This window comes from Mucilaginibacter sp. OK283 (assembly GCF_900110415.1).
GTDB lineage: Bacteria > Bacteroidota > Bacteroidia > Sphingobacteriales > Sphingobacteriaceae > Mucilaginibacter.
The window spans coordinates 132,393-146,619 of record NZ_FODR01000008.1 but is presented as its reverse complement, the minus strand read 5'-3'; the positions used below and the strand labels follow the sequence as shown (position 1 = coordinate 146,619).

Here is a 14,227-nt window from a genome sequence, read left to right as displayed (position 1 = left end):
TGCACAACGAGGAGAAATACCCATGGAAGAGCAATTAACCAAACAACAACCGGCTTATTCATTGCTGGATATTACAAAATACTTTTTAAAAATGGGCACCTGGGGTTTTGGCGGCCCGGTAGCTTTGGTAGGGTATATGCAGCGCGACCTTGTTGAGCAAAAAGACTGGCTAACGACCGAAGAATATAAAGAAGGATTGGCTTTAGCGCAGCTGGCTCCCGGGCCTTTAGCGGCTCAGTTGGGTATCTATATAGGCTTTGTTCACTATGGCCTTATCGGTGCAACGCTTACAGGCCTGGCTTTTGTACTGCCTTCCTTTATCATGGTGGTGCTGTTAGGCATGGCATACAAGCTTTATGGCGGCTTAACCTGGATGCAGGCAGTGTTTTATGGAGTAGGTGCAGCGGTTATTGGTATCGTCGCCATGAGCGCTTATAAACTAACTGTTAAATCTATCAGCAAGTTTGAACCGGCTGCCATGAAATCCAAATGGCTGTTGTGGCTTTTTTATATAGCCGGTGTTGTAATTACGATTATTACCGAAAGAGAAGAAATACTATTGTTCCTGGGCTGCGGCATTGTGTATATGGTTATCAAAGCGCCGCCCCGGTGGGTCAAAAAGCCGGCGGTACTGCCGGCCGGAATATTGATAAGTACCGGTTTCTGGAAATATGACGGAAAGACTTTGCAGGAGATTGCCTGGTTTTTTGCAAAAGCGGGTGCGTTTGTATTTGGCAGCGGCCTGGCCATTGTGCCGTTTTTGCATGGCGGTGTGGTAAAGGAGTTTGGCTGGCTAACAGAAAATCAATTTGTAGATGCGGTTGCCGTAGCTATGATCACGCCGGGACCCGTGGTTATCACGGTTGGGTTTATCGGTTATCTTGTTGCCGGTTTTCCGGGAGCATGTGTGGCCGCGTTAGCTACTTTTTTGCCTTGTTATTTATTCACTGTCGCTTTAGCGCCATCTTTTAAAAAGATCGCCAAAAATACCAGCATCAAAGCATTTGTAGAGGGCATCACCGCATCGGTAATAGGCGCCCTGGTAGGGTCGGTAATTATTATCGGGTTACGGTCAATTGTTGATATCCCTACAGCGCTGATTGCTTTAGCTACCGTAGCTGCACTTATTTATATCAAAAAAATACAGGAACCTTATATTATTGGTATAGCTGCCGTTATTGGGTTAATCATCAAAATCAGTAGTTAAAATGCTAAAACCGGTATCAAATTTTCGGTGAGGTGGCGTGATCAAGGCTTGCTAACCTTGTATAATGCTTTTTTCAATCTTTGATCGGCATAAAAAATATCTTTATAAGTAACCAGCTGCCCGTTCCGGATATCGCAGGTGAGGTAAGTAAGCGAGACTGGAATGGACTGCTTTTTGCCGATGTTTGATAGCAAGGCCAAAAGCTTAGCGCCGCGGACAACATTAACCTGGATAATGGCTGTATCCTGGCCAACAACGGGTGTTATTATAACCGGTTCTCCTTGCTTTTGATAGCCCGGCCTGCTTACCTGCAAAAATACATGCCCTTTAGCTGTGGTGATGTTGATTGCCGAATAATCCAGGCCTGTCGCCAACATATCCATACCAGGTTTGCCTATTTTTATTTTGAAGTATTGATCGCCGGTTTTGGTATGCACAGTTAATATACCTGAAGGGATGTTGATATCAACAGGTGTTTTTTTCCTGTTGCTGTACCAGCGCAGGCGCTCCATATTGATGGCTACCCGTTGCACGTCGGCTTCACTAAACTCGTAACAATCCAGTTCATAAAGTCCTTTCATCAAATACATTTGATGTTTCAGGGACGCGTAAGCTTTGGATTGAGGTTGCACCTTGCTGATCTCTTTTTCAAATTGCTGGCTTTTAAGTGCATTGATCAGCACCTTTTCGGCATTAAACTCGCTTTTAATTCCCGAGTCGATTTTTGCGGTAGGGTAATTCGGGTTAAGCCGGCCATAATGCAGGTTGTTTTCAAAAGCAATTATGGCATCGGTTAACAGGATGTCGAACATCGCTTTTTGCCTGTTGCTAACCGGGCTTGAGCTTGATCTGAGTAGCTTCAACTTATCGTATAATAACTGATCTGGATGATAATCGGCGTGTTTTAGCCCGTAGGTAACCACACAATCAAGCAACAGCATAGCATCGGTAGCATGAGTTTTAACGGTGTCTGGCGCTATCCAGGCCAGCTTGAAGCCGGTTTGCCGGTAAACGCGCTGAACACTGTTTGGGAAGTATAATTCTTTGCGGTGTACTGCGAGTTGGCTTTTTATAGAGGTTGCTATGGATGTATCTTTTCGGGCACTGTATGCCGCGGCCTCTGGTGCAGCGCCGAATAACAATAACAACAAAGTTACTCCTGCCGAAAAGAAAAACAAGCGGTGATATTTTTGCATCTTTATCTGGTTTTAGCTTTATAAAGATCGTGCTAAAACCTGCCATTGTGCATGATGGCCGTCATGGAAAAAACTGACATTGGGCACAAAACGGCCAATCAATTAACAACTAATATACAGATACCTTGTTACAGGCTATACATTTTCTCGTAATATTCGGCTGCCAATCGCCCGGCTTCAAATGTGGGTGCCACATCTGTGGCAGCCTGTTGCATGATACCTAACCATTTTTTTGGAGCGCCATAATACATGGGCAATACCGCTTTTTCCAGCACATCCATGAGGTTCCTGTTTTCCTGGTTATCTTTTTCATGCGCCTGCAGCTCGTTGGATGCGGGCTGAACCAGGAAACAGTTTTTCATGTCTTTGGCAAACTCAGGTACCCAGCCATCTGGCAGGGAGAGGTTAATGCTGCCATTCATGGCCGCAGTCATGCCGCTGGTGCCCGATGCCTCGCGGTACATCCGCGGATTGTTGAGCCAAACATCCGATCCTTTTTTTAGCAAGGCCGATAAATGCAGTTCGTAACCGGTTAACACCGCGCAGTTGGCAAATGCCCGCGTACGTGCGATGATCTGGTTGAATAAAGCGATAGAACCTTCATCCTCCGGGTAGGGCTTGCCGGCCCAGATCAGTTGTACAGGATATTTAGCATTATTTACCATGGCCATAAATCTTTCCCAGTCCTGCATTACCAGGTCGGCCCGTTTATAGCCGGCAAAACGGCGGGCCCATACTATGGTCAGCACGTTTGGGTCAAATAATTTTCCGCACTGGTCTGCTATCACCCGGAACAGATCAAGCTTCATAGCCTTTTTACGGGCAACAATAGCTTCAGCATTATTCGCAGCGATGGCCTCATCTAATGCAACATCCCGCCAATAGGCTTTATTTTGTGCGTTAGTGATGGCTATAATTTCGCAAACACCGGGATTATCGCTCCACATTTGCCGCGCTACTTCGCCATGAAGTTTAGATACGCCATTTGCTTTACCCGAGAACTTAAGCGCCGCCAGGGTGTAGTTAAAACTATCTCCGTCCATCCCTAACAACGATTTTACTTCGTGCTCCCGTAAATGATAAAAAAACGACATTTTTTTTAGCAGGTCATATCTATGCGCTTCGTTACCGGCCATCTCGGGGGTATGGGTGGTAAAAACCACTCTTTTCTTCACTTCTTCCAGGCTTTTATATTTAGCGTACAGGTAGAAGTTTAATGATACCGAGTGCCCTTCGTTCATGTGATAAATATCCGGTTCAAAGCCTAAAATGTCCAGCAATATAGCGCCGCCAACGCCTAAAATAATGGTTTGCGCTATCCGGGTTGCCTCGTTTGAATCGTATAGCCTATAGGTAATCGACTTAGACACTTCATCGTTTTCCGGAACATTTGTACTCAATAAAAATATGGGCGCCGTACCAAATGTTTCGGGTTTTAACAACCAGGCTTTAACATGTACAGGCGCGTCATGCACCTGTACAATAAAAACTATACCAGTATCCTGTAAAAAGGAATACTGCTTTTCAATAAATTCCGGCTTCATAAAGGCGTTGCCATCCCTCACCTGGTCATAATAACCGTATTTCCACAGCATACCTATGCCTACCATGTTTTGCTTTAACTCATAAGCACTTCTTAAATGCGAGCCGGATAAGAAACCCAATCCGCCGCTATAGATTTTTAAAGCCTGGTCAACCGCGAATTCCATTGAAAAATAAGCAACGGATGTTTTGTATTTCTGATCCGGCTCATAGCCAAAAATATCTTGTTTATTCAGCATATTTAACTTTTAATCCTATAAGGTGTCCATTTAAAATACCTATCTTCCACTATCTGCTGTTCAACCAATTGGATGTTGGCATCAACCAGATTTACATGTAAATCTTCGTAATGGTCTATCCTGTATTGCAATAATGCGGCCACACCGTCGTCGCCGCGTTTAATTAACTCATTTATGGATGCCAGGGCACCTTCCTTGGCTTTTTCCATAGCTTTTACCAAACTGGTTGTTTGATAATATTGCTCATAATCCGGCTGTAAAGTATAAATAACATTATGCCGGTCTGTCAATCGGGCACCAACCAGGCTAAAGTCATTTGCCGGTATCATTTTTATTCCGGTGTCATTTTTATCAACGCGATAGCTGCGGTAATAGGTATGCATATCGGGCCTTACAACTACCTCTTGTTCTATTGTTTCCATTTCCAGTTAAGTATTTCGGGCATATCCTTGCCGTTGGCTTTAATATATTGCTTGTGTTTGGTAAGCTTATCTGTTAGGTACTGTTTAAGATAAACGCCTTTGCTGCCCGTTTGCGGCAGGCGGTCAATAACATCCATTACCAGGTGAAAGCGGTCCATTTCGTTAAGTACGGTCATGTCAAAAGATGTGGTGATGGTGCCTTCCTCTTTATAACCCCGCACATGCATATTAGCATTATTGGCGCGGTTATAGGTTAAGCGGTGTACCAGCCATGGGTAGCCATGGAAAGCAAACACCACGGGCTTATCAATGGTGAACAACGCGTCATAATCTTTATCGCTGAGGCCATGCGTATGTTCGGTGCTTTTTTGAAGTTTAAACAGGTCTACAACGTTAACAACCCTTATTTTTAGCTCGGGCAGGTGTTCCCTTAAAATCGATACCGCTGCAAGTGTTTCTAAAGTTGGCACATCGCCGCTGCAGGCCATTACCACATCCGGTTCGGCTTCCTGGTCGTTGCTGGCAAAATCCCAGATCCCTATGCCGCGGGTACAATGCTCAACCGCCTGTTGCATATTAAGCCATTGCGGTGCGGGGTGTTTACCTGCCACAATAACGTTTACATAATGATAGCTGCGCAGGCAATGATCCATTACCGATAATAGGCAGTTGGCATCGGGCGGTAAATAAACCCGCACAATGTTGGCTTTTTTGTTTACCACATGGTCAATAAAGCCGGGGTCCTGGTGAGTGAAGCCGTTATGGTCCTGCCGCCAAACGGTAGAGGTCAATAAAATATTAAGCGATGCTATGCGCCTGCGCCAGGGCAGTTCGAGCGTTGTTTTTAACCATTTGGCATGCTGGTTAAACATCGAATCGACAATATGGATAAAGGCTTCGTAACAGTTAAACAGGCCATGCCTTCCGGTAAGCAGGTAGCCTTCCAGCCAGCCTTCGCATTGGTGCTCGCTCAGCATTTCCATTACGCTGCCATCTGCTGCCAGGAATTCGTCGTACGGAATTATTGGGGCGTCCCACTGGCGGTTGGTTACTTCAAATACAGCATCCAGTCGGTTTGATACGGTTTCATCGGGCCCAAATATCCTGAAGTTTCGTTTTTCCTGGTTTGCCTTGATCACATCGCGTAAAAAGCGCCCGCTTACGTAAGTATCACCTTCGCCGTTAACGCCGGGGCTTTCCACCGTGGTGGCATAGTCCCTAAAATCGGGCAGTCGCAAATCGCGCAGTAAATTACCGCCATTGGTATGCGGATTGGCACCCATCCGCCGGTCGCCTTTTGGCGCCAGTTCTGCCAGTTCGGGCACCAGTTTGCCCTGTTCGTCAAATAATTCTTCGGGATGGTAACTTTTCATCCAGTCTTCCAGCATTTGTAAATGTTCGGGCGGTGCCGAAGCAGAAACTGCCAGCGGGATCTGGTGCGAACGGAAGTTGCCTTCAATTTTATGTCCATCCACTTCCTTAGGCCCTGTCCAGCCCTTGGGCGACCGTAATACGATCATTGGCCAGCGCGGGCGTTCGGTATTGGGTCGCCCGGCATCATATTTTATTTGTTTAATGCGGTCAACCGCATAGTCAAGCGCGGCGGCCATGTCCTTGTGCATTTGCTCAGGGTCTTCGCCTTCCACAAAAATGGGGTTCCAGCCGTAGCCGCGGAACAGTTGCTCCAACTCTTCGTGGGTGATGCGGGCTAATACGGTGGGGTTAGAGATCTTATAACCGTTCAGGTGCAGTATAGGCAATACAGTCCCATCGGTAAGCGGGTTCAGGAATTTGTTGGAGTGCCAGGCTGTTGCCAAAGGGCCGGTTTCGGCTTCGCCATCGCCTACAACACAGGCAACCACCAGGTCGGGGTTATCCAGCACCGCGCCAAATGAATGGCTTAGGGAATAGCCCAGCTCGCCACCTTCGTGGATAGAGCCCGGCGTTTGCGGCGAAGCGTGGCTGGATATGCCGCCGGGATAAGAAAACCGGGTGAACAGTTTCCGCAGGCCGTCTTCATCTTGTGTAATATCAGGATAAACTTCTGTGTATGTTCCTTCCAGGTAGGTGCCGGCAACAACAGCCGGCCCGCCATGTCCCGGACCAGAAACATAGATCATATTCAGATCATATTTATTGATGATACGGTTTAGGTGCGTATAAATAAAGTTTTGCCCCGGTGTGGTGCCCCAATGCCCCAGCAGCATGTTTTTTACATGCTCCAGCTTAAGCGGTTCTTTTAACAATGGGTTGTGGTGCAGGTACAATTGCCCTACCGATATGTAATTTGCAGCGCGCCAGTAGGCGTGTATTTTTCTTAATAGTTCGGGCGATAATTCAGCCTGTTCTATATCTAAAATTTCGGTTTCCATGGTGAGTTTTGTTTTAAAATAATAGTTTGTGTATGTTGTGCAATCATTGCTTCTTCATTGGTTTTTAGCATCATAACCTTTACCTTGCCTGTTGGTGACGAGATGTTTTCGTTGTGATGGTTGTTCAATTTTTCGTCGATGTTGATGCCTAAAAAGAACAGGTTGTGGCAGATCAGTTCCCGGATAACTGCCGAATGCTCGCCTATGCCGCCGGTAAAAACCAGCAGGTCTAACCCGCCCATCGCCGCTGCCAGCGAACCGATAAACTTGCGTGCCTGGTAACAAAATGTGGTAATGGCCGCGCGGGCTTTGGCGTCATGGGCAGCCAGGCCCAGCAATTCCTGCACATCGCTTTTGCCTGCAATGGCCTTTAACCCCGATTGTTTACTAAGTAAAGTATCCAGCTGTGTAGTAGTGAGCCGCCCTTGTTTCAGCAGGAACAGCACAACGCCGGGGTCAAGATCACCGGAACGGGTACCCATTACCAGGCCGCCAATAGGGCTAAGGCCCATGGTAGTTTCTACGCTGATACCATTTTTTACAGCGGCCATGCTGGCGCCATTGCCCAAATGAGCTATAATGATATTTTGTTTATTCACATTAATACCATCGGCGGCCAGTTTTTGCATAATGTATTGGTACGAAAGGCCATGAAAGCCATAATGCAGCAGGCCTTGTTCCCGGTATTTATCGGGCAGGGGGTAATATTTAGCTTCATCCGGCATATCAGCGTGGAAGGCCGTATCAAAGCAGGCTACCTGTGGCAACTGCGCAAAAGCTTGTTGGAATGCTTTGATAGCTTTTATTTCATCGGGCAGGTGGTTAGGCGCCAGGTAAATATATTGGTGCAGGGTTTTCAGTAAATCGTCTGTTATGAGTTGCGGTGCCCGGTGGTTTGGTCCGCCCTGCACCAACCGGTGCCCTATGGCCAGCAGCCTATTGTTGTATGGGCTTTTTTTAACCCAACGGATTACGGCTTTTACTGCTGCATCCAGGTTTTTAAATCCGGCGGGGTGGCCGGGCAGCGCTTGTTCCTGCTTGTTTATCACAAGTTTGCTTGATGCACTGCCAATAGCGTTTACACTGCCCGATAACTCCTGCTGCAGCGAACCCGTATGGTACAAACTAAATTTAAGGCTTGATGAACCGCAATTAATGGTTAACAGAAAAGTATTTAAGGAGACCGCCATACCTGTTTTAATCGTGTAGTTTTAAAATGGACTACAATGCGAAGCTATAGCTTACTACCGGCTCGGGGAATGACGTTCATGACCATAAATAGTGATGTATATCATATCCTTAGGTACAACCCGATGGGTATTAAAATGTTTTGAATTTTCCTGGTGTATTTGTGATAGAATTTTGTGTTAAATATTAAGGAGGTAGAAGCAGGGCAAACACATCTAAATACTTAACGGCAATAAGCTGTCATTTAATAATCGCTAACGGAATAAGCTTATGGGGTCGGAAAGATATAAGCATCAAACGATACCTTGTTTTTATTAGCTGATCGTGGTTAAGTGATCCAGGTATCAAAGGGACTTGTATTGACCAACAACAGGCACAAATATCTGGATGCTTCTAAATTGCACGATCAATTTAGTGTTAACCATGTTAAAATATAAAATATTGATTATTAAATATTTATAAAAAATATATTTGAAATGTGTTAAGTTATGTTAACCCAATTAAACGCATGTGCTGGCGGTAGAAGTTGTTTTTCCTTACCATAAATAGCAAAACGCCGCCCGGAGTGCAGGCAGCGTTTTGTTTAGTTAGCTGGTTTCCAAATCAATTACGCCCGGAAAACCAGTAAAGGAACAGACAGTTGGGCAGCCATTTTTTTCGTATGGCTTAAGCTTAAAATATCATCAATAAAACTATAGGGGCCATGGTTCATAGCCAGGATATCTACCTGCCCATGCTCACATAGCCGGGTAAGGCCTTTTTCGGCATTGGTATCCTCCAGCGCACGGTAATAAATGTGGGGATAATCGGCTTTGTTAGATAGTTCGGTGAGCAACTGATCTATCAGCAACTGAAGTGCCGCAGAATGGTGCTTATCGGTATAAACATGGGTCAACAGAATTTCGGCATTAAGGGGCCGGGCTAATGCTATTAGTTCATATATAGATTTCATGTCTTTCCCGATTTTGTTAAAATCAGTAGCGAAAGCGATCTTTTTAACCATCCTTACATCCGCCTCGGGCGGAACGACCAGCAGTGGCTTCTTAGCTGCATCAATGAGGGCGCTGCAATGATTTGCTAATAAAAATCCGCCCCACCCGCTATTACCATGCCTGCCGATAACAACAAGACCAACATCGGCAGTTGCGCAGTTTGCGTTCACTACATCAGTAACCCGGCCTGCTTCATTTACATAACCAACTTCGGGCCTGAAGGTGTCTGTTTGGTCAGTAAGTTCAAGATGGGCTTTTAAACGCTGTAATTCAGCGGTACTATCATCTATCAGCAATTCGTTTTCTTCTATCGGCCAGCCTGTAAATCCCGCTTGCGGCATTTCTGCCGGTACAATTACTGCATTGCACAGCAATACATTTGCCCTCATTTGTTTAGCCAGGTAATAGCCATATTCGGCTGCATGCCCGGCGTTATCTGAAAAATCGGTAGGAATTAATAATGTTTTCATTTCTTGCCATTTAACCGGGAGTAAAATTGGCTAAAGTGCCCGTGCAAAAGTATGACGATGGTCACTGCACAAAATGATATGTGCTACAAAATGAAAAGGACAAATGGTTGGAACATAGGCCGCCCAGTTACTATCAAAAATATTGATGGATCGGGGTTATAAAACCTCCATTAAATGAAAACCGAAGGGTTCAATGATCAGGTATCCATCACTATTGGCAATATCGTATTCAATGCCGGTCCAATGGTCGGTTAACTGCGTTGTAATACCCTCATTTAACCCAAAGGCTGCCCATGCAAGATAGCATACCTCGTTACTGAAATTAAATACACCGTAAAAGGTTTTGTTTTCATAAGTCCTGGCGTAGCCCGCTACATGAATGTTATAAGGCTTAAACCAATTCAGGTTATTATGATCGGCCACGGCCGGTAATTTTTTGCGTATGGAGATTAACTTTTGAGTGCCCGAAAAAATAATATTTTCAACTGTTCCGGGGGTATTTATCAAATCGTTTTTTTGCCAGTCAATCACCGGGCGGTGCATCCACCGGTTATCATAACTTTTAGCCTCATCGGTTAAATAGGAGTAGTCGTTTGTATAGCCGGCTTCATCACCATAAAAAATCATGGGTATGCCGCCAAGAAAAAAGCTGTGCGCCTGCATCAGTAAAATTTTTTGAATGGCCGTGTTTATTGCACCTGTATCGTTACGTTGTATTGCCTTTTCAAGGCCGCATAATGAAGCCAGCGAACCGCTGATGCGGGCATCGCCCGTTTGGGGGTTCGCCGAAAATAAAGCGCCTGCCGATGGGCTCGATACAAAATTGCCTGTATAATAATCCTGCAAAAACCGGCGATGGCGATAGGGATCGTAGCCCGCCCTCCTGATCATTTCATCATCGTAGCCTAAACCAATATCGTCATGGCACCTGGTATAGGTAATCCATGAGGCGCCGTATGGTTTTTGTTGCAATTGGTTTTGCGCGGCAAGCATTACACGGGTGTCGCCTGTGGCCAGCATATCCCATTGTAGCGCCATTTGGGTGGCGTTGTAAGCAAAGTCGCATTCTTTAGCGGTAAACCGGCCATTGCCAAAGTACTTCATAATCTCGGCGGGGGCCACAATAGCTTCGCCAAGCAGCGCCATCCCGGGCGATGCTACCAATACGCATTGCTTAATAAGGCGCAACAAGGCATGTGCCTGCGGCAGGTTTTGGCAATTGGTGCCCAATTGCTTCCAGATAAACGCGGGTGCGTCAATCCGCAGAATATCTACACCCAGGTTGGCATAAAAAAGCACGATATCCAACATCTCCAGGAACACAGCGGGGTTGGTATAATTTAAGTCCCATTGGTAGTGGTGGAACACGGTCATTACCCATTTATTACACTCCGGTATGTAAGTAAAATTCCCGGGCGAGCTTTCCGGGAAAATTTCGGGCATGCTTTGGTCGTATTGATCTGGAATTGCCCTGTCATCATACATGTAAAAATAGTCCTGGTATTTAGGGTCGCCATTTTTTGCCTTTAACGCCCATTCATGCAGGTTGGATGTATGGTTAAGCACAATATCCGTCATGAGGTACATTTGTTTGGTGTCCATCTTCCGTCGCAGCCGTTTTAAATCGGCCAATGATCCAAACCGTTCATCTATTTTTCTGAAATCAGATACCGCGTACCCGCCATCGCTTGCAGTCGGCGGGCTTTCAAATAAGGGCATCAGGTGCAAAAAGTTTACACCCAGATTTTCAAAATAGGCCAGTTTATTGCCCAGGTTGGTTAACGTGCCGCAAAACCTATCTACGTAAAGGCTCATGCCGGTAATTTGGTTGCTTAAAAACCAGTTGTCCGTTGCAGCTTTTGCTTCATCTTTATTTTTAAACGCCGCCGGCCTTTTTGAATAGGCTTTGATGATATTTAAGAACAGTTGTTCAAACACAGGTGCAGCGGCCGGGTGGTTGCCGTAGATCTCCTGATAAAGGTCTTGTATGGTATCGGCACTGGTCATCAGCCGTATGTAAAATGCATTGTCGGTGCCGGCTATGTCAAGTTTGTATTGGTTTAAAATACTGTTAACCTGCTGATGTAATTGATGGTTGTACACGATTATAATTTTTATCCAAAAATGGGTTGATAAAACAGGTTGTCCATATCGTTAATGCACTGCTCCGGCTGGTACTATCACATCATCTGTAATGGTATCTTTTTTAATGCGTATGGTTGCTGCAGCTGCAATTAATAATAGCACCCCTGCAAAAGTGATGGCATTTAAGGGGTTATCGCCCAGGAAATTTTTATAAATAAAGCCAAAGCTAATGGTTTGCAATATCATAGGTACAACAATCATCATGTTGATGATGCCCATATAAACGCCATACCGCTCTTTGGGGATGCTGCCTATTACCATAATGTAAGGTACGCCCATCATGCTGGCCCAGGCTATACCAAAGCCTACCATTGGTGCAAACAACAAATTTCTGTCGGTAAGGTGCGGGAATATCAGCAAGGCGGCACCGGCCATCAGCAGACAACCAATATGCACGTACTTGGCGCTGAACTTGTGTGCAAGCCAAACCAAACCAAACGCCGAACAAAAGGTAACTATATTATAAAATCCGTTTACCTTGCCCGCCCATACTACGGCCTGCTCATACAACTCTTTGTTCCCATCGGGCGTGGTATGAAATACCGATTTAGCTATACTTAACGATACAAACTGCCAGTAGCAAAACATGGCATACCATTGAAACAGGTACACCAATGCCAGTTTCCACATAGTGCCAGGCATATCTTTAATAGCTGCAAAAATTTCTTTTACCGGTTCAAAAAGGCCTCTCTTCCTGCTCCTTAGTTCGGCCAATTCCGCTTCGGAAGGAGGAATTTCGGGCGTAGTGGTTACCGACCAGATGACCGAAACGATAGAGCAGATGGCACCCACAAAAAACGACCCGAAAACCCAGTAGGGGATACCCGACTGCCCATCGCTGGTTTTTGTACTGCCCGATATGATATTTTTAAAAAAGCCAAGGGATAAGTTGGCCAGGGTAATACCCAGGCCAGTAAAAAAACTTTGTGTTAAAAAGCCAAAGGCCCGTTGCTTTTCGGGTAGCTTATCGGCTATAAATGCCCGGTAAGGTTCCATGGCGGTATTATTGGCTGCATCTAATATCCACAGTAAACCAACCGCCATCCATAAAGCCCGGCTAAAGGGGAATGCAAACAGGCAAATGCTGCAAAAAATGGCTCCTATTAAAAAGAAAGGCTTACGCCGGCCCCAGCGCGGGTGCCATGTCCTGTCGCTCAGTGCACCAATAAGTGGCTGGATGAGCAAACCTGTCATTGGCCCTGCTAAATTAAGCAGTGGCAGGTCTTCGGGCCTGGCGTGCAAAAAAGTATATAACGGGTTTATAGCCGTTTGCTGAAGCCCGAAACTATACTGGATACCAAAAAAACCGACATTCATGTTAATGATTTGCCAGAAACTTAAACGGGGTTTTAAAACAGACATGGATGGTTGTTAAATTGTGATAAGTTAAGAAAGTATAGCATATTTAAGCTGATTTCACATAACGGCCGGCTTCATCAAATGAAGCTTTAAACAAAGTAACCCCGTCCGTGTCATCGGCAGGCATATTAAGCCTGGCCTTGATGCGCATTTTATAAACGTAGATGGTATTGGCCGAATATTCTAAAATACCGGCTATGGTTTCGCAATCGGTAATGCCCAGTTTCATGAGGGCAAAAATGCGCAGTTCGGTATTTAACTGCCCGATGCGTTTTGGCCATATCTGGTCTTCCTTTTTCAGCATCGCGTTAAATTCCATAACAAAATTGGGGAAGGCTTTTAAAAAGTACTTGTCAAAGTCGCGGCAAAGCGATTTGCGTTCGTATTTAACGTCTATGTCATCAAAACAGGGAAGTATATCACGGTAGTTTTTTACAGCTAAGTGGCGTTTTATGCTCCGGTTTAGTTTTTCAAATTTGGTAATATAGTTTGATACCAGGCAAACAAAGTGGCCTATATGATCGGCCTTGCTTTGCCCGTTTTGCTCTATTATTTCATTTAAACTAAGCAAGCGCGATTGCTGCTCTGCTATAATATCCCGCTGAAACTTTATTTGTTTGGATAATGCATAAACTCTTAGTATACAGGCAGCCGATACCAATACCGATGTTGCCAGGGTTATAGCGATGCCGGTATTTATTTGCGGCATATGAAGCATAAACGCAGGAATATCTTTTAACAAAGAGGTTCCGCTTATTTCTAAAAGGTACGTATAGCAAAAAAATGAAAAAACGGAGGCAGTATGATATATGCTCATGTCTTCGGTAATTTTAGCTGGCAAAAAAAGTAACAGGTTATAATTGGGAATACTTTGCTAAAAGTAGGGTTTAGCTTTCATGTTTTATACGCACGGCAAGCAAAATAAGGTTCGCAAAAGCCTGCAAACGTTTGCGATAATGTTTGTTGTTGAAAAATAGTTAAGGAAATACCGTTTTAAGCGTTGGCTAAATGGAGTGATAAAGTGAATATGGGTGTTGTTTAACAGGATAATAGCAATAAGCGGCACGGTTTAAAAGCAGGCACCTGAATTGAAAC

General features: G+C 45.1%; 10 protein-coding genes. 1 reads left to right on the top strand and 9 read right to left on the bottom strand.

The features are described from left to right. Window positions 1-22: 22 nt before the first annotated feature. Entirely contained in the window at window positions 23-1,207 is a 1,185-nt protein-coding gene (locus tag BMX56_RS18640; RefSeq protein WP_090651190.1) for a chromate transporter, read from the top strand. A gap of 41 nt (window positions 1,208-1,248) precedes the next feature. On the opposite strand, the gene BMX56_RS18635 is transcribed toward BMX56_RS18640, so the two are convergent. The 9 genes from BMX56_RS18635 to BMX56_RS18595 all read right to left on the bottom strand — a co-directional run bounded on the left by BMX56_RS18635 (window position 1,249) and on the right by BMX56_RS18595 (window position 13,949). Further along, complete coding sequence (locus BMX56_RS18635; RefSeq protein ID WP_090651189.1) at window positions 1,249-2,403, bottom strand: L,D-transpeptidase scaffold domain-containing protein; 1,155 nt, start codon at window positions 2,401-2,403, stop codon at window positions 1,249-1,251. Between the two features lie 128 nt (window positions 2,404-2,531). Next, a complete protein-coding gene (gene glgP, locus BMX56_RS18630) occupies window positions 2,532-4,184 on the bottom strand; it encodes an alpha-glucan family phosphorylase (protein ID WP_090651188.1) in 1,653 nt (550 codons plus the stop codon). 2 nt (window positions 4,185-4,186) lie between these two features. Beyond that, window positions 4,187-4,606 (bottom strand): hypothetical protein, encoded by a 420-nt coding sequence (locus BMX56_RS18625; protein ID WP_090651187.1) that lies wholly within the window; start codon window positions 4,604-4,606, stop codon window positions 4,187-4,189. Continuing rightward, window positions 4,594-6,978 carry a phosphoketolase family protein gene (locus tag BMX56_RS18620; protein ID WP_090651186.1) on the bottom strand — a complete coding sequence of 795 codons (2,385 nt, stop codon included), beginning with the start codon at window positions 6,976-6,978 and terminating at the stop codon, window positions 4,594-4,596. The genes BMX56_RS18625 and BMX56_RS18620 overlap by 13 nt, the downstream gene beginning before the upstream one ends. Then, a complete protein-coding gene (locus tag BMX56_RS18615) occupies window positions 6,960-8,168 on the bottom strand; it encodes an acetate/propionate family kinase (RefSeq protein ID WP_090651185.1) in 1,209 nt (402 codons plus the stop codon). The genes BMX56_RS18620 and BMX56_RS18615 overlap by 19 nt, the downstream gene beginning before the upstream one ends. Before the next feature lie 605 nt (window positions 8,169-8,773). Continuing rightward, window positions 8,774-9,628, bottom strand: coding sequence for a universal stress protein (locus BMX56_RS18610; RefSeq protein ID WP_090651184.1), 855 nt, complete (start codon window positions 9,626-9,628; stop codon window positions 8,774-8,776). Between the two features lie 156 nt (window positions 9,629-9,784). Then, entirely contained in the window at window positions 9,785-11,731 is a 1,947-nt protein-coding gene (locus tag BMX56_RS18605; RefSeq protein ID WP_090651183.1) for an alpha-amylase family protein, read from the bottom strand. A gap of 51 nt (window positions 11,732-11,782) precedes the next feature. After that, entirely contained in the window at window positions 11,783-13,135 is a 1,353-nt protein-coding gene (locus tag BMX56_RS18600) for an MFS transporter (RefSeq protein ID WP_090651182.1), read from the bottom strand. 43 nt (window positions 13,136-13,178) lie between these two features. Then, window positions 13,179-13,949, bottom strand: coding sequence for a DUF6377 domain-containing protein (locus BMX56_RS18595; protein WP_090651181.1), 771 nt, complete (start codon window positions 13,947-13,949; stop codon window positions 13,179-13,181). Window positions 13,950-14,227: the final 278 nt, after the last annotated feature.